Origin of the sequence: Limibacillus sp. (genome assembly GCA_037379885.1) — a bacterium.
Lineage (GTDB): Bacteria > Pseudomonadota > Alphaproteobacteria > Kiloniellales > CECT-8803 > JARRJC01.
In genome coordinates this window covers 41,814-62,595 of sequence record JARRJC010000004.1, presented here as the reverse complement: position 1 = coordinate 62,595, position 20,782 = coordinate 41,814, and the positions used below count along the sequence as shown (strand labels likewise).

Annotated in this window: 22 protein-coding genes; 13 read left to right on the top strand and 9 right to left on the bottom strand. The window is 66.2% G+C overall.

Annotated features, from left to right (window positions below):
* Positions 1-26: 26 nt before the first annotated feature.
* The 5 genes from P8X75_02650 to P8X75_02630 all read left to right on the top strand — a co-directional run bounded on the left by P8X75_02650 (position 27) and on the right by P8X75_02630 (position 5,490).
* Positions 27-281: an exodeoxyribonuclease VII small subunit gene (locus P8X75_02650; protein ID MEJ1994099.1), complete on the top strand. Its 255-nt coding sequence runs from the start codon at positions 27-29 to the stop codon at positions 279-281.
* On the top strand, positions 278-1,180 hold the full coding sequence (locus P8X75_02645; GenBank protein ID MEJ1994098.1) for a polyprenyl synthetase family protein: 903 nt from the start codon (positions 278-280) through the stop codon (positions 1,178-1,180). Before P8X75_02650 ends, P8X75_02645 begins: the two co-directional genes overlap by 4 nt.
* A gap of 122 nt (positions 1,181-1,302) precedes the next feature.
* On the top strand, positions 1,303-3,243 hold the full coding sequence (dxs, locus tag P8X75_02640; protein MEJ1994097.1) for a 1-deoxy-D-xylulose-5-phosphate synthase: 1,941 nt from the start codon (positions 1,303-1,305) through the stop codon (positions 3,241-3,243).
* A 65-nt stretch (positions 3,244-3,308) separates the two neighbouring features.
* Positions 3,309-4,712, top strand: coding sequence for an MATE family efflux transporter (locus P8X75_02635; GenBank protein MEJ1994096.1), 1,404 nt, complete (start codon positions 3,309-3,311; stop codon positions 4,710-4,712).
* A 25-nt stretch (positions 4,713-4,737) separates the two neighbouring features.
* Positions 4,738-5,490, top strand: a complete 753-nt coding sequence (locus tag P8X75_02630) for a TlyA family RNA methyltransferase (protein ID MEJ1994095.1) — start codon at positions 4,738-4,740, stop codon at positions 5,488-5,490.
* Here P8X75_02630 and sppA read toward each other — a convergent pair.
* Entirely contained in the window at positions 5,487-7,295 is a 1,809-nt protein-coding gene (gene sppA, locus P8X75_02625; protein MEJ1994094.1) for a signal peptide peptidase SppA, read from the bottom strand. The genes P8X75_02630 and sppA overlap by 4 nt on opposite strands.
* A gap of 157 nt (positions 7,296-7,452) precedes the next feature.
* Between sppA and P8X75_02620 the strand changes: the two genes are divergently transcribed.
* Complete coding sequence (locus P8X75_02620) at positions 7,453-8,745, top strand: class I SAM-dependent RNA methyltransferase (protein MEJ1994093.1); 1,293 nt, start codon at positions 7,453-7,455, stop codon at positions 8,743-8,745.
* On the opposite strand, the gene P8X75_02615 is transcribed toward P8X75_02620, so the two are convergent.
* From P8X75_02615 to fabI, 3 genes are read right to left on the bottom strand one after another with little or no spacing between them, the layout of a single operon-like run.
* Positions 8,742-9,281, bottom strand: a complete 540-nt coding sequence (locus P8X75_02615) for a GNAT family N-acetyltransferase (protein MEJ1994092.1) — start codon at positions 9,279-9,281, stop codon at positions 8,742-8,744. The genes P8X75_02620 and P8X75_02615 overlap by 4 nt on opposite strands.
* Positions 9,282-9,285: 4 nt before the next feature.
* Positions 9,286-10,377, bottom strand: a complete 1,092-nt coding sequence (aroC, locus tag P8X75_02610; GenBank protein ID MEJ1994091.1) for a chorismate synthase — start codon at positions 10,375-10,377, stop codon at positions 9,286-9,288.
* 51 nt (positions 10,378-10,428) lie between these two features.
* A complete protein-coding gene (gene fabI / locus P8X75_02605; protein MEJ1994090.1) occupies positions 10,429-11,268 on the bottom strand; it encodes an enoyl-ACP reductase FabI in 840 nt (279 codons plus the stop codon).
* A gap of 218 nt (positions 11,269-11,486) precedes the next feature.
* Here fabI and P8X75_02600 point away from each other — a divergent pair, with 218 nt between their 5' ends.
* The gene (locus P8X75_02600) at positions 11,487-12,734 is read left to right on the top strand and encodes a YihY family inner membrane protein (GenBank protein MEJ1994089.1); all 1,248 of its coding nucleotides are present in this window, start codon (positions 11,487-11,489) and stop codon (positions 12,732-12,734) included.
* A gap of 28 nt (positions 12,735-12,762) precedes the next feature.
* Here P8X75_02600 and P8X75_02595 read toward each other — a convergent pair whose 3' ends face one another.
* Positions 12,763-13,230 (bottom strand): RT0821/Lpp0805 family surface protein, encoded by a 468-nt coding sequence (locus tag P8X75_02595; GenBank protein MEJ1994088.1) that lies wholly within the window; start codon positions 13,228-13,230, stop codon positions 12,763-12,765.
* Between the two features lie 203 nt (positions 13,231-13,433).
* Here P8X75_02595 and pdxH point away from each other — a divergent pair, with 203 nt between their 5' ends.
* The 5 genes from pdxH (at position 13,434) to P8X75_02570 (ending at position 17,230) form a co-directional block, all read left to right on the top strand.
* Complete coding sequence (gene pdxH / locus P8X75_02590; protein ID MEJ1994087.1) at positions 13,434-14,021, top strand: pyridoxamine 5'-phosphate oxidase; 588 nt, start codon at positions 13,434-13,436, stop codon at positions 14,019-14,021.
* 49 nt (positions 14,022-14,070) lie between these two features.
* Entirely contained in the window at positions 14,071-15,021 is a 951-nt protein-coding gene (locus tag P8X75_02585; GenBank protein MEJ1994086.1) for a cation diffusion facilitator family transporter, read from the top strand.
* Between the two features lie 122 nt (positions 15,022-15,143).
* On the top strand, positions 15,144-16,025 hold the full coding sequence (locus P8X75_02580; protein ID MEJ1994085.1) for a universal stress protein: 882 nt from the start codon (positions 15,144-15,146) through the stop codon (positions 16,023-16,025).
* Between the two features lie 30 nt (positions 16,026-16,055).
* Positions 16,056-16,427: a hypothetical protein gene (locus P8X75_02575; protein MEJ1994084.1), complete on the top strand. Its 372-nt coding sequence runs from the start codon at positions 16,056-16,058 to the stop codon at positions 16,425-16,427.
* 56 nt (positions 16,428-16,483) lie between these two features.
* The gene (locus tag P8X75_02570) at positions 16,484-17,230 is read left to right on the top strand and encodes an SDR family NAD(P)-dependent oxidoreductase (GenBank protein ID MEJ1994083.1); all 747 of its coding nucleotides are present in this window, start codon (positions 16,484-16,486) and stop codon (positions 17,228-17,230) included.
* A gap of 54 nt (positions 17,231-17,284) precedes the next feature.
* Here the strand turns inward: P8X75_02570 and P8X75_02565 are convergent, their stop codons facing one another.
* From P8X75_02565 to rpsF, 4 genes are all read right to left on the bottom strand, one after another.
* Positions 17,285-17,830 carry a hypothetical protein gene (locus tag P8X75_02565; GenBank protein MEJ1994082.1) on the bottom strand — a complete coding sequence of 182 codons (546 nt, stop codon included), beginning with the start codon at positions 17,828-17,830 and terminating at the stop codon, positions 17,285-17,287.
* A 194-nt stretch (positions 17,831-18,024) separates the two neighbouring features.
* The gene (gene rplI, locus P8X75_02560; protein MEJ1994081.1) at positions 18,025-18,702 is read right to left on the bottom strand and encodes a 50S ribosomal protein L9; all 678 of its coding nucleotides are present in this window, start codon (positions 18,700-18,702) and stop codon (positions 18,025-18,027) included.
* A gap of 16 nt (positions 18,703-18,718) precedes the next feature.
* The gene (gene rpsR / locus P8X75_02555) at positions 18,719-18,979 is read right to left on the bottom strand and encodes a 30S ribosomal protein S18 (protein ID MEJ1994080.1); all 261 of its coding nucleotides are present in this window, start codon (positions 18,977-18,979) and stop codon (positions 18,719-18,721) included.
* Positions 18,979-19,464: a 30S ribosomal protein S6 gene (gene rpsF / locus P8X75_02550; GenBank protein MEJ1994079.1), complete on the bottom strand. Its 486-nt coding sequence runs from the start codon at positions 19,462-19,464 to the stop codon at positions 18,979-18,981. The genes rpsR and rpsF overlap by 1 nt, the downstream gene beginning before the upstream one ends.
* 346 nt (positions 19,465-19,810) lie before the next feature.
* Here rpsF and fabD point away from each other — a divergent pair, with 346 nt between their 5' ends.
* Complete coding sequence (gene fabD, locus P8X75_02545) at positions 19,811-20,752, top strand: ACP S-malonyltransferase (protein MEJ1994078.1); 942 nt, start codon at positions 19,811-19,813, stop codon at positions 20,750-20,752.
* Positions 20,753-20,782: the final 30 nt, after the last annotated feature.

The following is a 20,782-nucleotide window of genomic DNA, read 5'->3' as shown; positions in this document are numbered from 1 at the left end:
AGAACAGCAAGAAGGCTCTGATGACCATGTCCGATAAAACCGTCCCTCCTGAGATCGCCAAGCTCAGCTTTGAGGAGGCCTTGCAGCAACTCCGAAAAATCGTCGAGGACCTGGAGAAGGGCGAGGGTAAGCTTGAGGAGTCCATCGGGGCCTATCAGAAGGGCGCCGCCCTGAAGACCCATTGCGAACAGAAGCTGCGCGAAGCCCAGGAGCGCATCGAGAAGATCAGCCTTGGCCCGGATGGCAAGCCGAGCGGCAGCGAACCCCTCGATATGGACTGACGTCCTTGTCCGCTTTCAACCAGGCCCTTGAGGAGACCGCCGCTGCGGTGGAAGCGCTGCTTGAGCGCCTGCTCCCGCCCGTGGAGGGCCCGGAGGCGCGGGTGGTGGAGGCCATGCGCTACGCCTGCCTGCGCGGCGGCAAGCGCTTGCGGCCCTTCCTGCTGCTCCAGAGCGCCGCGCTCTTCGAGGTGCCGCCGCCGCGCGCGCTGCGCGCCGGTGCGGCCCTGGAGATGGTGCACTGCTACTCGCTGGTGCACGACGATCTGCCCGCCATGGACAATTCAGACCTCAGGCGGGGCCGCCCGACGCTCCACAAGACCACTGACGAGGCCACGGCGATCCTTGCGGGCGACGGTCTCCTGACCGAAGCCTTCGCCGTGCTTTCGGATCCTGAGACGCACCCGGACGCAGAGGTGCGCTGCGCGCTGGTCGCCGGCCTCGCGGCGGCGGGCGGCACGCGCGGCATGGTCGGCGGGCAGATGATCGACATCGCCGCGGAAGCGGGCAGGCTGAACCTCGATCTGGCCGAGCTGGAGCGGCTTCAGGCCTTGAAGACCGGGGCCTTGATCGCCTATGCGGTCGATGCCGGGGCCGTTCTGGGCAAGGCGCACCGGAGCGATCGCGAGGCGCTGAGGCGCTATGCCGCTGCGCTTGGTTTGGCCTTTCAGATCAAGGACGATATCCTGGACGTGGAGAGTTCGGCGGAAGAGCTGGGAAAACCTGCTGGACAGGACGCAGCGGCGGACAAGGTTACCTTCGTCGCCTTCCTGGGGGCCGGTGGAGCGCGAGAAAAGGCGCGCGCCCTGGTGGATGAAGCCTTGGGATGCCTTGATTCTTTCGGCGAAAAGGCGGAGTTTTTGCGCAAGACAGCCGAATTCGTGATCGACCGTAGGTCGTGATCTAAAGACCATCGGTTCGCTTTTCCGGAAAAGTGAGCCAAATCTGGCGCAAGGCCTGGCGCAACGATAGAAGAACGAGACGGTCCGCCAAGGACCGTTCGACGACCGAGGAGGAAAAGCCTTTGAGTGACCGCAGCGAGACGCCGCTTCTCGACCAAATATCCTCGCCTGCGGACTTACGCAAACTGCCCGCGGATAAGCTGAAAGCCGTCGCCGAGGAAGTGCGGCAGGACATGCTGCGCGCCGTCTCCACGACAGGCGGCCACCTGGGCGCTGGCTTGGGCGTGGTCGAACTCACCGTTGCGATCCACTACATCTTCAACACGCCGGACGACAAGCTTATCTGGGATGTGGGCCACCAGTGCTATCCCCATAAGATCCTGACCGGGCGGCGCGACCGCATGACCACCTTGCGTCAGGGCGGGGGGCTGTCCGGCTTCACCAGCCGCAAGGAGAGCGAGTACGATCCCTTCGGCGCCGCGCACTCCTCGACCTCCATCTCCGCCGGACTCGGCTATGCGGTGGCGCGCGACCTGCGCGACGACGATTTCACGGTGGTCTCGGTGATCGGCGACGGCGCGCTCTCCGCCGGCATGGCCTACGAAGCCATGAACAACGCGGGCGCAAGGCGCAGCCGCCTGATCGTCATCCTCAACGACAACGACATGTCCATCGCTCCGCCGGTGGGCGCGATGAGCGGCTACCTCTCGCAACTCATCTCCTCCAAGCCCTACCAGTCGGTGCGCCACCTGGGTAAGGAGATTGCGGCCAAGTTCCCGCGCGCCTTCGAAAAGGCGGCGCAGCGCGCAGAGGAGTACGCGCGCGGCTTTCTGACCGGTGGCACCTTGTTCGAAGAGCTGGGCTTTTTCTACCTGGGACCGATCGACGGCCACAACATGGACCACCTGCTGCCGGTGCTGCGCAACGCGCGCGACGGCGAGTATCTGGGGCCGATCCTGATCCACTGCGTCACGCAGAAGGGCAAGGGCTATCAGCCCGCCGAGGACTCCGCCGACAAGTACCACGGCGTCGCCAAGTTCGACGTGGTGACGGGCGAGCAGGCGAAACCCACGCCCAAGGCGCCTTCTTACACCTCCGTCTTCGCGAAAGGCCTGATCGCGGAAGCCGAGGCCGACGACTCCGTGGTCGCCGTGACCGCGGCCATGCCCTCTGGCACCGGGCTCGACAAGTTCGCCGAGCAGTTCCCCGACCGCAGCTTCGATGTCGGCATCGCAGAGCAGCACGCCGTGACCTTCGCCGCCGGGATGTCCTGCATGGGCTTGAAGCCCTTCGTTGCGATCTACTCCACCTTCCTGCAGCGCGCCTACGACCAGATCGTGCACGACGTGGCGATCCAGTCCCTGCCGGTGCGCTTCGCCATAGACCGCGCCGGGATGGTCGGCGCCGACGGCGTCACCCACCAGGGGTCATACGACATCACCTATCTGGGCTGCCTGCCGGGCATGGTGCTGATGGCCGCGGCCGATGAGGCGGAGCTGATGCACATGGTCGCCACGGCGGCGCAGATCAACGACCGCCCCTCGGCGCTGCGCTATCCGAGAGGCGAGGGCACGGCCAAGGTCGAACTGCCCGCGCGCGGCACGCCGCTCGAAATCGGAAAGGGCCGCATCCTCCAGGAAGGCAGCCGCGTGGCGGTGCTCTCCTACGGCACGCGGCTGGCCGAGGCGCTGGCGGCCGCCGAGATGCTCGGGGCCAAGGGGCTCTCGACCACAGTGGCCGACGCGCGCTTCGCCAAGCCCCTGGACGAAGAACTGATCCGGCGCCTCGCCGCCGAGCATGAGGTCTTGATCACGGTCGAGGAGGGCGCGGTCGGCGGCTTCGGTTCCCATGTCGGGCATTTCCTGGCCTGGGACGGTCTTCTGGACGGCCAACTGAAGTTCCGACCGCTCTGTCTGCCCGACTTCTTCATCGACCACGACAAGCCGGAAAAGCAGTACGAGCAGGCCGGCCTGACCGCCCGCCACATCGCCGCCGCCGCCTTGCAGTCGCTGGGCTACAACGAACCCGAGGTGGAGAGCGAGACATCCGGCCAGCGCGCCTGAGCGGTCTCCTCAAGAGGTCTTAGGGCTTTCCGCGCCGCCGGAGCTGGGACATAGTCCCGGCCACCATGATCGATCCGACCCTTCAATCCGCGCCCGGCCAGGGCGCCGGAGCGGTGGCTCCCCCACGCCCTTGGCTCACCGAGGTCAAGGCGACGGCGGCGCTTGCGCTGCCGCTGGTGCTGGCCGGTCTCTGCCAGGTGGCGATCTGGACCAGCGATGTGGTCATGCTGGGCTGGCTGGGTCCTCAGCCCCTGGCGGCGGCGACGCTGGCGGTGCATCTCCAGTTCGCCTTCATCATCTTCGGGCTGGGCGTGGTCAGCGCGGTGGCGCCGCTGGTGGCTCAAGCGCGCGGCGCCCACAAGCCGCGCGGCGTGCGCCGCTCGGTGCGCCAGGGACTTTGGGCCGGGGCCTTTCTGACGCTGATCTTCACGCCGATCTTCTGGTTCTCCGAGCCCTTGATCCTGCTGCTGGGGCAGGAGCCTGAGAACGCGGCCGACGCGGCGCTCTACATTCGCTGGATGCTGCCGGGCCTGGGCCCCGTGCTCTGGATCATGGTCCTGCGGATGTTCATCGCCGCCTTCGACAGGGTCCGGGTCGTGACCTACGTGACGGCGGCCGGCATTCCCGTCAACGTGCTGGTGAACTACGCGCTCATCTTCGGCAACTTCGGCATGCCGGCGCTGGGCCTCGCGGGGGCGGGCATCGCCTCCAGCCTGTCGAACGGCTTCATGTTTCTTTGCCTCTTGGGCTACGTGGTCGCCTGCCGGCCGTTCCGCCGCTATGGGATCCTGCGCCATCTGTGGAAGCCGGATTGGCCGCGCTTCGTCGAGATCTTCCGCCTGGGCATTCCCATCGGGATCGCCATGCTCTTCGAGGAGATCCTCTTCACGGTATCGGCCTACATGGTGGGGTTGCTGGGCACCTTGGTGCTCGCCGCCCACGCCATCGCCATGCAATGCGTTGCGGTCTCCTTCATGGTCGTCCTGGGCATCAGCCAGGCCGCGACCATCCGGGTCGGCCTGCACGCGGGCGCCGGCAGGCCGCAGGCGGCCTATCGCGCGGGCTGGGTGGCGCTCGCCATGGGAACCGGCTTCATGAGCTGCGTCGGGCTCTTCTACCTGATCGCGCCGGAATTGGTGATCTGGGCCTTTCTCGATGAATCCGCACCGGGCAGCGCCGCGGTGTTGGCGCTCGGCGTGCAGTTCATGTTCTTCGCGGCCCTGATGCAGGTCTTCGACGGGGCGCAGGTGATCGCCTCGGGCGCACTGCGCGGCCTCAAGGACGTGACCGTTCCCATGGTGGTGTCCCTGGTCAGCTACTGGGGCGTTGGTCTGCCGACCTCCGTGGCGCTAGGCTTCTGGCTGGGCTATGGCGGCTCGGGCGTCTGGGCGGGCATTCTGGTCGGCTTGGGGGCAGCGGGCCTGCTGCACACCGTAAGGTTCTGGTATCTGCGCGGCGTCACGCGCTGAACCCGGAAGGCTGAAAGGAAGGACCATGCCCGCCAAGAAGCGGATCGACCAACTGCTGGTGGAGCGGGGCCTCGCCGAGAGCCGCGCCAAGGCACAGGCGCTGATCATGGCCGGGCTGGTCTATCAGGAGACCCGCCGCATCGACAAACCGGGCCAGCAGGTGCCCGAAGACAAGGCGATAGAGGTCAAGGGTCAGGACCATCCCTGGGTCAGCCGCGGCGGCTTGAAGCTGGAAAAGGCGCTGGACGCCTTCGATCTCGACCCCGCCGGGCGGGTCTGCCTGGATGTCGGCGCGTCCACCGGGGGCTTTACCGATGTGCTGCTCAGCAAGGGTGCGGCGCGGGTCTACGCCGTCGACGTGGGCCACGGCCAGCTTGCCTGGAAGCTACGCCAGGATGACCGGGTCGTGGTGCTGGAGCGGACCAACGCCCGCCACCTGAGCCCGGAGATCGTTCCGGAACCGGTCGAGGTCATCGTCTGCGATGCTTCCTTCATCGGGTTGGCGCTCGTGTTGCCAGCGGCCCTGGCCCTGTCAGCGCCGGGCGCCTGGCTGGCCGCGCTGATCAAGCCGCAGTTCGAGGTCGGGCGAGACCGCGTCGGCAAGGGCGGCGTGGTGCGCGATCCGGCGCTGCATCGGGAGGTCTGCGAGCGGATCGCGACCTGGCTGGAGGACCAGCCCGGCTGGCAGGTGCTGGGCATAACCGAAAGCCCCATCACGGGGCCGGAGGGGAACGTCGAGTTCCTGATCGCGGGGCGGAGGGCCGAGGCGCCGGCCTAGGGCTGTCCCCTCTCCTCGAAGCGCCGGTCGAGCAGCAGCGTGCTGCGCGGGTCGCGCTGAAGGTCTTCCGCCAGCAACAGCCAGACACCGAGGGCCGCCTCGATCCTCGCCAGACTGGCGAAGGGAGCGCCGGAGAAATCCTCGAAGAGCTGCGCCCAGGGGTCCTTTTCTTCCGGCCAAGGCACGACGGCGAAATCGGCGCCCGGTGGGATGTCCGATTCGCTGCGCGCGATGTCGATCGCGGTATCGAGGCCGCCCAAGGTGTCGACGAGGCCCTGGCGCAGCGCATCCGCGCCGGTCCAGACCCGACCGCCGGCCGCCGCCTCGACCTGCTCGGCGGTGAGGCCGCGCCCCTCGGCCACCTTGGCGGTGAAGTCCTCGTAGATGCGGTCGAGCGTCGCCGAGAGGTTCTCGAGCTGCTCGGGCGTGAAGTCGCTGGTGGCCGCGTAGAAGTCCGCGTTGCGCCCGGCGCTGACGTCACCGATGGAAACGCCCAGGTCGCCCAGCAGCTCGTCGATCACGAACTTGCCGCCCGCGACGCCGATTGAGCCGGTGATCGTGCCGGGTTGGGCCACGATGCGCATGGCGGGCGCTGCGATGAAGTACCCGCCCGAAGCGGCCACGTTGCCCATGGAGACGATCAGCGGCTTGCCTTGCTCGCCCGCGCGCTTGACCTGCCGCCAGATGGTGTCGGAGGCCACGTAGGACCCGCCCGGGCTGTCGATGCGGAGCACGATGGCGCGGATGCTGGGTTCTTCGATGGCGCTGGAGATGGCATCGGACAATTGGTCGGAGGAGATCTGTCCGCCGGTCCCACCGAGAGGGGAATCGCTGCCCGGCCCCAGGACGATGCCGCCAATCGCGGTGATGTAGGCGATCTTCTGGGCGCTTTCGGAGACTTCCGGCTTTGTATCCTCGGCGTAGCGCTGCAGTGGGATGCTCTGGTAGTCCGCGCTGATCCGCGCCTCGACGGCGTCGATGAAGACATCCCAATAGGTCAGCCCGTCGACCAGCCGCGCCTGGCGCGTCTCCTCCGCTGACAGAGGCCCGCGGTCGATGGCCGCGCGCACCTCGGCCGGTGGCAGGCTGCGCGCCGCGGCGATGTCCTCCACCGCTCCCTCCAGCATGGAATCGACCAGCTGCTGAAGGTTGCGCCGCACCGGCTCAGGCTGCTCGCTTTCGATGAAGGTGCTGGCGAGCCCTTTATACTCCTTGCGCTGGTCGAAGCGCGGCTGGATGCCGAATTCGTCGAAGAAGTCGCGCAAATAGGGCGAGGCCAGATGGAACCCGGTAACGTCGAAGGAGGCGGATGGCTGCATCCAGACCTCCTCGAAGGCGCTGGCGAGGTAGTAGTGGAGCATGCCGTCCCCCGCCTCGCCGAAGCTCTCGGCAAAGGCGAAGGCGGGCTTGCCGGAAGACCGGAAATTCGTGATGGCCTTGCGCAGATCCTGTACCTGGGCGAGGCCCATGCCTCCGCGGCCGAGGTGCGCGACGAGACCCTCCACTTCCGGGTCGGCGGAGGCGCGCTCAAGGGCCTCAACGGCGTCCGAAAGCGTGATCGCGCGGCCGTCGAGTTGCAGGGCGCGCAAGATCCTCTGGCCGTCGTCCCGTTCCACGAGGCCGTCCGCGATATCCAGGGTGATCAGACGCGGTCCGGCGCTTTCCTCTTCCTGAAGCGCCAGCTTGCGTACTTGATCGGCATCGGAAGCATAGAGCACCAGCAAGGCGATCCCGCCGACGATCAGGAATCCGACCGTGGCGAGAATTCCCACGATGCACTTGAGCAAGAATAGGATGACACGCATTGTAGCTCCGCCTTACGTCGTGGGCGCCCCTGTTCAGGCTCCCTTGTTGCTTTGGCAATAGAATGCACGCTCTGAGGAGAAAGAGCAAAAGTCTTACCGCGTGAGTGTTAACAGATATCTGTGACCACCAAGAGATTCCCACTATGAGGATAGGGCCATGAGGCGGCGCGCGCGACCCGGCGGCGGCAAGCAGGCGGAACTGGTCGTTGAAGGCCTGGGCGGCCGGGGCGACGGCCTCGCCAGCCACGAGGGCAGACCGGTGTTCCTTCCCGGCGTCCTGCCCGGCGAGCGCGTGCTTGCGCGGATGGTGAGCCCCAAAGCAGGCGGCTTCCGCGGCGAGGTGGTGGAGTTGCTGGAAACCGCGCCAGAGCGCGTGGAGCCGGTCTGCCGCCACTTCGGCCCTTGCGGGGGCTGCGCTCTCCAAATGCTGGAGCCCGAAGCCTATCGAACCTGGAAGCAGGGATTGTTGCTGGAGGCTTTGCGCCGGAAGGGCTTGGAGCCTTCCCGCATCGCGCCGCTCCAATCCGCGCCGCCGCGCAGTCGCCGCCGCGCCGTTCTGGCGGCGCTGAACCTGGGCGGCCGTGTTCTCGTCGGCTTTCATGAGCAGCTCAGCCACCGCGTCGTCGATCTTGAGGAGTGCCATGTTCTCCGTCCGGCGCTCTTCGGCATGGTGGAGCCGCTGCGCGCGCTGATGCGGGCCGTCCTGCCGCCCAAGGGGTCGGCCGACTTGCACCTGCTGGATGCGGAGAATGGCATCGACCTTCTGATCGCCACCGAGAGCGAGCCGGGTCTCGCGGCGCGCGAGGCCCTTGCGGACTTCGCCCTTCGTCAAGACCTGGCGCGCCTCTCCTGGCGCAGCGGCGATGAAGAGGTGGAGTTGGTGGCGCAGCGCCGCCACCCGCTGGTCACCTTGGGCGGGGTGGCCGTCGAGCCGCCGCCGGGCGGCTTTCTGCAGGCAACGGCGGAGGGAGAGGCGGCCCTGACCCGCGCCGTCCTGGATTTTCTGCCGCAAGAGGGCGGCCGCTACGCCGATCTCTACAGCGGATTCGGCAGCTTCACCTTTCCGCTCGCAGCGAAGGGCAGCGTCTTGGCGGTGGAAGGCGACGCCGCTGCCGTTGCCGCCCTGCAGGCCGCCGCGAACCGCGCGGGTCTTGCGGGCCGGGTCACGGCGGAGCAGCGGGACTTGGCGCGCCAGCCGCTGCGCCCCGAAGAGCTGGCGGACTTCGACGCCGTCGTTCTGGATCCGCCGCGCGCGGGCGCGAAGGAGCAAAGCGACATGATCGCCGAAAGCAGCCTCAAGCGGGTCGTAATGCTGTCTTGCAGCCCGAACAGCTTCGCGCGGGACGCCAGGACGCTGGTGGATGCGGGCTTCCGGTTGGAGGAGGTCCGGGCCATCGATCAGTTCCTCTGGACCGGCCATCTGGAACTGGCGGCGCTCTTCGCCCGTTAGAGCATGTCGGCGAGGTCCAGCAGATCGTCTCCCTGGACCGCGAAGAGCTCTCCCGCCACGCGTTTTACCCCCGGCAGGCGCTCATAGAAGGTGACCGCCTGTTCATTGCTGGTCTCCACCCCCAGGAAGAGGCGCTTCCAGCGGCGCTGCGCGGCGATGCGCGCGAGGGCCGCCATCAGGGCCTGACCCAGTTTCTGGCTGCGGTAGGCGGGCTGCACGTAGAGCTCCTTGACGAAGAGTCCGGGCGCCAGGTCGGCAGGCCAGAAAACAGGGCTGTAGAGCGCAAAGCCGACCGGGTGGCGCTCGACCCCCTTGCGGCGCCCATGGGGTCCGCCGACTTCCGCGAAGAGTCCCTCGAACGAAGGGCTTGCGGCGCTGCCATAGTCCTTCAGCGCGCCCAGGACGTCGGGCAGGAAGACCTCCGGGGGATCGGGGCGGTCCTGCAGACACTCCAGGAGCAGTTCGGCGAGGCGCTCGTAGTCCTCCGGTCCGATCGGTCGGACGACGGCGGCTGTGCTTTTCGCCCCGCCGGTCATGGCCCTAGATCCGGCCGAGCTGGCCGCGGTGGCGCAACAGGTGATCCGCCAGGACCAGCGCCATCATGGCCTCGCCAACCGGCACCGCGCGGATGCCCACGCACGGGTCGTGGCGGCCCTTGGTGACGATTTCGGTCTCGTTGCCCTGCTTGTCGATGGTCCGGCGCGGCGTGAGGATGGAACTGGTCGGCTTGACGGCAAAGCGCACCACCAGGTCCTGGCCGGTGGAAAGCCCGCCCAGCACGCCGCCGGCCTTGTTGGAGAGAAACCGCGCCGCGCCGTCCTCTCCGATCCGCATTTCGTCGGCGTTCTCCTCGCCGGAGAGGACGGCCGACTCGAAGCCGGCGCCGATCTCCACCGCCTTGACGGCGTTGATCGACATCATGGCCTTCGCCAGGTCGGCATCCAGCTTGTCGTAAACGGGCTCGCCCAGACCGGCAGGAACGCCGGAGGCGACCACCTCGATCACGGCGCCGCAGGAAGAGCCCTTCTTGCGCACGGCGTCCAGATAGGTGGCCCAGCTCTCCGCCGCCTTGGCGTCGGGAGAAAAGAAGGGGTTCTTGTCGACTTCCGCCCAGTCGAAGCTATCCCGCTCGATAGCGTGCGGGCCCATCTGGACCAGACAGCCGCGGATCGTGAGCTTGTCGCCCAGGATATGGGAGAGGACCTTGCGCGCGACGCCGCCGGCCGCCACGCGCATGGCGGTCTCGCGAGCCGAGGAGCGGCCGCCGCCGCGCGGGTCGCGGATGCCGTACTTTTGCCAGTAGGTGTAGTCGGCGTGGCCCGGCCTGAACTTGTCGGCGATGTCGCCGTAGTCCTTGGACCGCTGGTCCTTGTTCTCGATGACCAGCGCGATGGGCGTGCCGGTGGTCTGCCCCTCGAAGACGCCGGAGACGATCTGAACCCTGTCGGGTTCCTTCCGCTGGGTGGTGTAGCGGGACTGGCCGGGCTTGCGCCGGTCGAGCCAGACCTGCAGCTCCTCCGCGCTCAGGGGAATGAGCGGCGGGACCCCGTCGACGACACAGCCGATCTCCGGCCCGTGGCTCTCGCCCCAGGTCGTGAAGCGAAAAGCCTCACCGAAGGAATTGCCAGCCATGCACCCTCTCCTCGGACGCCCCTGCCGCCCGTTGGGCGATCAGGCCTTGCTTCAAGCTTTGGGGTCGAGGCCGGCGAGCAGCTCGCGGACCTCGCTGGCGGCATCGACCGCCATCATCCCGATCACATTGTAACCGGAATCGACGTGATGCACCTCTCCGGTGACGCCGCTGGAGAGATCGCTCAGCAGGTAGAGACCGGCACCGCCGACCTCTTCGATGCTTACGTTCTTGCGCAGCGGCGAGTTGAGTTCGTTCCATTTGAGGATATAGCGGAAGTCGCCGATACCCGAGGCCGCCAAGGTCTTGATCGGCCCTGCGGAGATCGCGTTGACCCGGATGTTGCGCTCGCCCAGATCGGCCGCGAGGTAGCGCACGCTCGCCTCGAGCGCGGCCTTGGCGACGCCCATGACGTTGTAGTGCGGCATGACCCGTTCCGCGCCGTAGTAGGAAAGCGTCACCAGCGAGCCGCCTTCGTTCATGATGGCGTTGGCGCGCCGGGCGATGGCCGTGAAGGAGTAGCAGGAGATATCGAGGCTGCGCACGAAGTTCTCGCGCGAGGTATTGACGTACTTGCCCTTCAACTCGTCCTTGTCGGCGTAGGCGATGGCGTGGACGACAAAATCCAGCGAGCCCCACTCGTCCTTCAGCGTGTCGAAGACCGCATCGATCGAGGCGTCGTCGGTCACGTCGCAGGGCAGCACGATCTTGCTGCCGACCTGCTCGGCCAGCGGCTTCACACGGCGCTGAAGCGCTTCTCCCTGATAGGTGAAGGCGAGTTCCGCCCCCTGTTCGCTTACCGCCTTGGCGATGCCCCAGGCGATCGAGCGGTCGTTGGCGACCCCCATGATCAAGCCGCGTTTGCCCGCCATCAAGGACTTGTTTTCCGACATCTTCTGGCCGCCTCTTGGGTAGTGGTGCTCTCTTGGGCCCTCGTTCCCCCGAAAAGGGTCGCGATCAGGCCGCGCATCCTACACCAAAGCCTTTGGCGGTCAAATGCAGGCTGGACCCTGAATCGCGCCTCGGGCTTTGGCCCCAGGCGCTTTTGCTCTAGAGTCCGAGAATAGCGCATCGCGGAAGGGTTTGCCTATTGAACAATTTAGAACTGCGAGTGAGGGCAAAGAGTTTCGGTCTTTTCCTCAAGTTCGTCTTTAAGCGCTTTGGCGACGATGACGGCACCGGACTGGCGGCAGGGCTGAGCTATACGACCTTGCTGGCGCTGGTCCCGCTGGTGGTGATCGCACTCGCCATCTTCGCGGCCTTCCCGGCTTTCGAGAACGTGCGCGGCGATCTGCAGGCCATGATCCTGGAGTCGCTCCTGCCGACGCAGAAAGACGAAGTGCGGCAGTGGATGACGGGCTTCATCGAAAACGCCCGTTCCATGACCGGACCTGGCGTGGTGTTCCTGGGCGTGACCGCGATCATGCTGTTGATGCGCATCCACGCCGCGCTGGACAAGATTTGGAAAGTGACCGCCAAGCGGCCGCTGGTGACGCGGATTCTGACCTATTGGGCGCTTCTGACCATCGGGCCGATCCTGCTCGGCCTGTCTCTCTCCGTCACCGGCTATGTCTACGCGGTGGTGGAGGAGGCGGGCTCCGGCTTGCTGGGCACGGGAGCGGCCGAACTGGGCCGTCTTGTCGGGCTGTTGTTGAACACCGCGGCCTTCAGCTTCCTCTACGTCATCATGCCGAACCGGGCGATCCGCTGGCGTGACGGGTTTGTCGGCGCCTTCGTGGCCGCCGGCCTTTTCGAAATTCTGAAGAACCTCTTTGCGATCTATGTCGCCGGGGTTCCCTCCTATCAGGCGATCTACGGCGCGCTCGCCAGCGTCCCCATCTTCCTGCTCTGGATGTACATCGTCTGGATGGTGATCCTGCTCGGCGCCGAAGTGGCCGCGGCCCTGCCCGAGTGGCAGGCCTATCGCCGCCGGCAGGCGCGGGTGGGGGCGCCGATCGACCGCCTGCCGATCGCGCTCATCCTGCTCGACCGGCTTCTCGAGGCCTCGGAAAAGGGCGATGCGCTAAGGGGCCGGACGCTCCGCTACGGACTGCCCGCCACCCTGCCGGAGATCGACGAGGTGATGGTGCCCCTGGAGAAGAAGGGCTACATCCTGCGCAGTTCGCGGGGCCGCTTCGGCCTGGGGCGGGACCTGCGGGCGGTGACGCTGGGCGACCTGCTCAAGGTTCTGGGGCTGGACCTCGGCACCTCACAGGGCTGGCAGGAACCTGCGCGCGGTGTGATCGGCCAACTGCGCTCCGAGACGGAGGCACTGGAATCCCGGCCGCTCATTGACGTGCTGGAGGCCCACAAGAAACAACCCGCCGAGCCGGATGCGGCTCAGCGGGTTGCCGAATAGCCCTTGGTCGGGTGAAGAGCGTCGTTGCTTAGTTGACGATCTTCCAGCTGCCGTCAGGCTGCTGGCACGCCGTGCCGTAGCCCTCTTCAGCCTTGCCGCCGACATAGATCGTCTGCTGGAACTCACGGCAGTAGGCGCCGCTGCTGCTGGTGCCATCGCGGACCGGCGTGACGGAGCCGCTGTGGCCGGTGTTGGGGTTGTTCCAACTGATCGTTTCGCCCACGGGCGCGGTGCGCGCATCCTCGTAGGCCTCCTGATGGAGCAGACGGTCGCGCTCGTCCAACTGGCGGCCGATCTCGGAACCGAGCATGCCGCCGAGCAGCGTACCGACCGCAACCGCCACGAGGCGGCCCGAGCCGCCGCCGATCTGAGAGCCGATCACAGCGCCGCCCGCAGCACCGGCGAGCGTGCCCACGGTCTGCTTGGCGCCGACATGGTTGCAACCGGCGAGAACCAAAGAAGTGAGAGCCAAGGCGCCCACGGTTTTCTTCATCATCACGCTGCTCCTTTCCTGAACTGCGTGTCGAAAGGCTGATTTACCCCTACATATACGAACAGCGCCTTGCTATGCATCCCCCTCGGGAGTGACAAAAAATGGCCGGAGGCGCTTGGCAGAGCGGCGTCGAAGTCAATATATGCAGGCAAACCTTAGGTTTAGACTAATTTTTTTATCCACCTAAGAAATTTTTGGCGGAGAGCATGGACCCCTCAAAAGATCCCTTGGTTTTCTTCGGCGAGTGGTTTGCCGAGGCAAAGGAAAAAGAAGCGAACGACCCCAACGCCGTGGCCCTCGCCACGGTCGGCGAAGACGGCATGCCTTCCCAACGCATGGTCTTGATGAAGGACTATGACGAGGCGGGGTTCGTCTTCTACACCAACTACGAAAGCCGAAAGGGCCGCCAGCTCCTGGCCCATCCGAAGGCTGCGTTGCTGTTCCACTGGAAATCCCTGCGCCGTCAGGTGCGCCTCGAAGGTGAGGTGAACCCCGTGAGCGAGGAGGAGGCGGACGCCTACTTCGCGACCCGCCATCGCTCAAGTCAGATCGGCGCCTGGGCGAGCCAGCAGTCCCGCCCCCTGGAGGGGCGTTTCGAGCTGGAGAAGCGGGTCGCCCAATACGCCGCCAAGTTCGGCGTGGGCGCGGTGCCGCGTCCGCCCTACTGGTCGGGATTCAGACTCGCCCCGCGCATGATAGAGTTCTGGCAGGATGGCGCGTTCCGGCTGCACGATCGCCTGGTTTATCACCGTAGCGACTCCGGCGGCTGGACCACCGAGCGCCTCTATCCGTGAGGGAAAGTCTGCCTTGAGGGAGAGCCTGTCAGACCATGAGTGAGCCCGGATGACCGAAGAGTCCCTGGAAGCACCGCGAGGGGCCCGCTTGGACCGGGAGGCCCAGGGCCGCTTGATGCGGCGCGCAACCTATGCCTCGGTCACGGTCGCCTTGATCCTGATCATGGCGAAGGCCGCGGCCTGGGGCTTCTCAGGGTCGGTGGCCGTTCTGTCGACGCTGATGGACTCCGTGCTCGACGCCCTGGCGTCGCTCGTCAATCTCTTCGCGGTGGGCCATGCACTGACCCCGCCGGACCGCGAGCACCGCTTCGGCCACGGCAAGGCCGAGCCGCTGGCGGCCCTGGCACAGGCGGCCTTCATCGCCGGATCGGCGGTTTTCCTCCTGATCGAGGCGGGCAAGCGGCTCTATGAGCCGCGCCCGGTGGAAGCCAGCGAGATCGGCATCGGCGTGATGGTTTTCTCCATTGTCATGACCTTGCTGTTGGTGCGCTATCAGCGCTACGTCATCAAGGAAACCAAGTCGCTGGCGATCTCGGCCGACTCCCTGCACTACGTCGGCGACCTGCTCGTCAACGCCGCGGTGATCGTCGCTCTCCTGCTCTCCACCCAGTTGGGGATGCTCTGGGCGGACCCCGTGTTCGGCCTTGGTATCGCCGCCTACATCTTCTGGAACGCCTGGATGATCGCGCGCGGCGCGCTCGACATGCTCATGGACCGCGAGCTGGAGCCCGAGGAGCGACAGCAGATCGCCGACATCGTGAAGGGGCATCCCGAGGTTCGCGGCCTCCACGACCTGAAGACCCGCGCCGCTGGTCCGCAGAAGTTCATCCAGATGCACCTGGAGATGGACGGCAACCTAAGCCTCTGGCGCGCGCACGAAATCTCCGACGCCGTCGAGGCGGAACTGGAACAAGCCTTCCCCCATGCCGAAATCCTGATCCACCAGGATCCCGACGATCTGGCGGCGCGCCGCGCCTCCAGGAAGTCTGGGCGGCTTTAGCCGCCTCGCGCCGGATTTTCCCCTCATTCCAACAGCTTGATTTAGGTCAATGCCGCCCAGCGGCTTAGAGCGGAAGCTGATGCTTGGATTAACCGGAGAGGAAACGGGAGGACCATAAGCCCATGAAAATTGCGGCAGTGCTGGCTCTCGCCAGCGGTAACGAGGATGGCGAGCAAACCTTGAAAATGGCGGCGGGACTGGCCCAGTCCTGCGATGCTGGCTTGGATATTCTGCATGTGCGGCTCGATCCGCGCCTTTCGGTCCCGCTCGTGGGTGAGGGCATGGCGGCGGGCATGGTCGAGGAGATCATGGAGCGCAACGAGCGGGACGCCAAGGATCGCGCCGAAGCGGCCAGGCGTCAGGCGGAGGCCGTGGCCTCGGCGCATGGCCAGTCGCTTCAAAGCGGGGAGGGCCAAAGGGGAGAGGGTGCCCGCGCCAAGGGCTTTTCCATCGCGTATCAGGAAGTGGTCGGCAGCGAACCGGAAGAACTGCGCAAGGTGGCGCCCTATCACGACCTGATCGTGCTGGACCGCCCCGACCTTGAGAACGACGCCTATTCGACCATCTCGGTCGAGGGCGCCTTGATGGAGACAGGCCGCGCGCTGCTGCTCTCGCCGCCGGGGGGCATTGAGAACCCCTTGGGACATATCGCAATCGGCTGGGACGGCTCGAAGGCCGCCACCCATGCAGTGGCGGCAGCCCTGCCTTTGCTTGCCAAGGCTGAGAAGGTCACCGTCATGACCATCGAAGAGCGGGGAAAGACCGGCGACGCGGAGCGCCTGACCGCCTATCTGGCGCGCCACGGCATCGCCGCCACGGCCTTGCACATTCCCGCAGAAGGGATTGAGGCGGGTTACGCGCTGCTTGAGAATGCCGCCACCAACGGCGCACACTGTCTGGTGATGGGCGGCTATGGGCATAGCCGCCTGCGTGAGTTCATCTTCGGCGGCGCGACCGAGAATGTGCTGCGTTCGGCCGGCATCGCCGTGCTGATGGCCCACTAGACCCAAAGCAAAAAAAGCGAGAGTGACATCATGAGTTTGGACCGCATCAGACTTGAGCTGGCCCGCGACCCGGAGCATCCGGAAGGCAGCAGCCGCCACGGGTACGAGTTCATCGTGCCTTTGGACAGCGAGGGGCGCATAGATCAGGACGAATGGAAGAAGAACCGGGGCAAATGCCGGGTGCATCGTTTTTGGGTCGGAGAAGAGGATGAGATCGGCCACATGGTGCGCACCCGCGGCGGCAAGTGGGCCTTCCACTACGACGTCAACGGCGATCCCGACGAGGACGAGACCGGCTTCCGCCTGGATGAGCATGTCTTCAAGCCGGGCGAGTACGTCTCCATCAAGGAGTACGATGGGGAGCTGCGGACCTTCCGCGTGGTCTCCGTCCGGCCCGCCTGAAGAAGGCGCAGAAGGGCGCTATTCGACGGCGCGGGGCTCTGATAGGCTCAGGCCCCATGAGCCAGGATCCCAGCCGCAAGAGAGTGCTCCTGACCGGCGCAAGCCGGGGCATCGGGCATGCCACCGTCAAGCGCTTCTCGGACGAGGGCTGGCAGGTCGTGACCTGTTCGCGCGAGTCGATTCCCGAGCACTGCCTGCGCGACCCCAACTGGACCAATCATATCGAGGCCGACCTCGCCGACCCGGCCAGCCTGAAGGACTTCACCAAGCAGGCGCTGGCGCTGATCGGCGACCAGCCGCTCCACGCCCTGGTCAACAACGCCGCCGTTTCGCCTAAGACGCCCTTCAAGGAGCGGCTGGGCGTGCTGAATGGCGGGATCGAGGGTTGGCGTCAGGTCTTCGAGCTGAATTTCTTCGCGCCACTGGCGTTGGCGCGCGCCTTCGCCGTGCCGCTGCGCCGGGGCAAGGGTGCCATCGTCAACATCACCTCCATCGCCGGGCATGCGATCCATCCCTTCGCGGGCTCGGCCTATTCGACCTCAAAGGCGGCGCTCTCGGCGCTGACGCGGGAAATGGCGGTGGAGTTCGCCGAACTGGGGGTGCGCGTGAACGCCGTCGCGCCCGGCGAGATCGAAACGGCGATGGTGGGGGAGGAGTACGAGGCCCTGATCCCGCGCATTCCCATGCACCGCATGGGCAAGCCCGAAGAGGTGGCGGCAGCCGTCTATCAGCTGTGCAGCGCCGATTTCGGTTATGTCACCGGCACGGAGATCTTCGTGACCGGAGGCCAGCACCTCTACTGACGCGGATTACTCTATTTCCCTGAGGGTCTGCCAGTCGCCTTCGAGGCGCCGATCCTACTCGGCGAGGCGGTCGGCCTGCGCTTCGAACCAGGCGACGCGGGCGCGGGCCTGTTCGATCTCCAGATCGAGCCAAGCGGGCAGGAGGCCGGTCGCCGCCTTGTTGTTCTTCTTCAGATCTTCGAGCCGCGCCAGCTCCTTCTCCGCGACTTCCGCGAGCAGATCGACCTGACGCGCCGCTTCGGCGCGCTCCAGCAGGTGGAGCAGCCGCAGCTTGATGGCCAGGATCAGCTTGTTGACGTCCGAGGTGGGCGCGCGCACGCCGGCGCAGAGCAGACGGGTCACTTCCTCGCGGCCCGCCTCTGTGATGCGCAGCATGCTGTTGTCGTCCTGGTCCTCCTCGTCGAGCTTCTCGATCAGACCTTCGACCTTCAGCAACTCCAAGGGAGCCGCCACCAGTTCCAGGGAGGGACCGACGACGCGGGCGGTGAAATGCCGGACAGCGCTTGCGAGATCGGCGTAGCCGGCTTCTTCCTCGGCCAGAAAGCCGAGAGCCAGAAGGCGGATCGCTTCGGATGGGATCAGCGTGTTGTCGCGGTACAAGGCCGTTCTCCCCGCAAAAGGCGCACCCGAGGGCAGCAGCGCCAGGAGGTTTTACGTTAGCCACCTATAAAATAGGCTCGCGTCAGGGTGAAGTCCATAGCGGGCGCGGAAAAGAAAAAGGGCGTCCCCGGGATTGGCCGGGAACGCCCTTTTTTGTTTAAGGCCCTATTGTCCGGGCCGGCAAGGCCGGGGACTTAGGACTTCGGCTCTTCCTCGTCAGCGGTCGCGTCACTGGCGGCCTCTTCGGCCTCGGCGACGGCGGCTTCCGCGTCCTCGGGGGTCGTACCCTCTTCGTCTTCCGCTGCGGCCTCGGCCTCTTCAGCGGCTTCCGCGAGTTCCAGAGCCTCTTCGATGGCGGCCTCTTCGGCCTCCATCTGGGACTCGGTGGTCGCCATTTCGCCGGTGGCGGCCTGGGTCTCGGCCTCAGCCTCCGAACGCGCCACGTTCACGGTGATCTCGATCGAGACCTCCGGGTGCAGACGCAGGCGGATCTGGTGCAGGCCCAGGACCTTGATGGCCTTGTCCAGCACCACCTGGGCGCGGGAGACCGTCATGCCCGCCTCGCTGACCGCATCGGCGATGTCACGGGCGGTGACCGAGCCGTAGAGCTGGCCGGTGTCGCCCGCCGAGCGGATCATGATCACCTTCAGGCCTTCGACCTTTCCGGCGATCTGTTCGGCTTCCTTGCGGCGCTCGAGGTTCTGGGCCTCGAGCTGGGCGCGCTGCGCTTCGAAAACCGCTTGGTTTTCCTTGGTGGCGCGCAGGGCCTTTTTCTGCGGCAGGAGGAAGTTGCGCGCAAAACCCGGCTTGACGGAGACGGTGTCGCCCATCTGGCCGAGGTTCTCGATGCGCTCCAAAAGGATCACGTCCATGATACGAACCTCCGCCTTACTTCAGCACATAGGGAAGCAGAGCGAGGAAGCGCGCGCGCTTGATGGCGCGGGCCAGTTCACGCTGCTTCTTGGCCGACACGGCCGTGATGCGGCTGGGCACGATCTTGCCGCGCTCGGAGACGAAGCGTCCCATGAGCTTCAGGTCCTTGTAGTCGATCTTCGGCGCGTTGGGGCCGGAGAAGGGACAGGACTTGCGGCGGCGGAAGAAGGGGCGGCGGACGGCGCCACCGCTGCTGACAACACGTACGGTAGACATCAGTTGCTATCTCCTTCCTGCTCGGCGCGCTCTTCACGCGGACGGCGCTCGCCACGGTCGCCGCCACGGTCACCCCGGCGGTCGTCACGGCGGTCGCTACCACGATCGCCGCCACGGTCGTCACGGCGGCCACCCGGGCCTCCGCGCCGGTCGTCGCGGCGGTCCTTCTGCTGCATCATCGCAGAGGGGCCTTCTTCCAGCTCCTCGACGCGAACGGTCATGTAGCGCAGCACGTCCTCGTTGAGACGCATGTTGCGCTCCATCTCCAGCACCGCGTCGCTCGGGCCGTCGATGTTGAAGAGCATGTAATGCCCCTTGCGGTTCTTCTTGATCTTGAAGGCGAGGTTGCGAAGACCCCAAGACTCGCGCTTGGTGACCTTGCCGCCGCCGGTTTCGATGATCTGAGCGAATTCGTCGCTGAGGCCTTCGACCTGCTGGGTCGAGATGTCCTGGCGCGCGATGAATACGCACTCGTAATAAGCCATAACTGTCACTCCTCATGGCTGTTATTGGGACGGAGCCGCCTGATTGACGGCCACCCGGCCCTAGCCGAACCTTTTCCCGTGAGGGCCCGCGAAGGCTCGGCGAGGAGATTGCGAGGAGCCGGACTATAGCCATGACGCCTTGCCGTGCAAGGGGAATCTGCGGATTCGCCGGCGCCTGTCCGGCGCGACCGCTTGACAGGGCCCCGAGGGTGTCTATCACTAGCGCCCGCTTGGGGTTGGCCGGCCAGGATTCGGTCGACTCCGCGAAAGCGTTTAAGCTTTTTCAAAAGCGAAGCCCGAAAGCAGCAAAAAAGCAGGCTTCGCCGCCAAGGGGAGGGTAGCCGATATGGCACGCGCGTTCGTCTTTCCAGGTCAGGGGTCCCAGGCCGTGGGGATGGGTGTCGCCCTGGCCGAGGCCTTTCCGGTCGCCCGGCAGGTCTTCGAGGAGGTCGACGATGCGCTGGACCAGCACCTCTTCCGCTTGATGGCCGAGGGGCCGGAAGGCGATCTGACCCTGACCGAGAACGCCCAGCCCGCGATCATGGCCGCTTCGCTTGCAGTGGTGCGCGTGCTGGAGAGCGAGGGCGGCTTCATGTTGGCCGAAAAGGGATCCTATGTCGCCGGCCACTCCCTGGGCGAATATTCTGCCCTGACGGCGGCGGGCGCCTTCACGCTGTCCGACGGAGCGCGTCTCCTGAAGCGGCGCGGGCAGGCCATGCAGCAGGCGACCCCGGTCGGGACCGGCGCGATGGCCGCGCTGCTCGGTCTGGACCTGCCCGAAGTGCAGGCCATCGCCGAAGAAGCCGCTCAAGGAGAAGTCTGTCAGGCCGCGAACGACAACGCGCCGGGCCAGGTCGTGGTCTCCGGCCACGCCGCGGCGGTCGAGCGGGCCACTGAAATCGCCAAGGAAAAGGGCGCCAAGCGCGCGGTGCTGCTGCCGGTGTCCGCTCCCTTCCACTGCGCCCTCATGGCTCCGGCGGCCGATGTCATGGGCGAGGCGCTGGAAGCCGTCACCATCCTTCCGCCCAGCTTGCCGGTGGTCTCCAACGTGGCGGCGGCCCCGGCCGTGGACCCCGCCACCATCCGCCGTCTGCTGGTCGAACAGGTGACGGGCATGGTGCGCTGGCGCGAAGGCGTCTTGGCGATGCGCGACCTGGAGGTCGATTGTCTGGTCGAACTGGGCAACGGGAAGGTGCTGAGCGGGTTGACCCGCCGCATCGAACGGGAAATGAACTCCCTGAACGCTGGGACGCCGGAAGAGATCGAAGCGCTGCTGGCCGCGCTGTGAGCGCCGGGGCGAGTTGAAAACGACAGAACC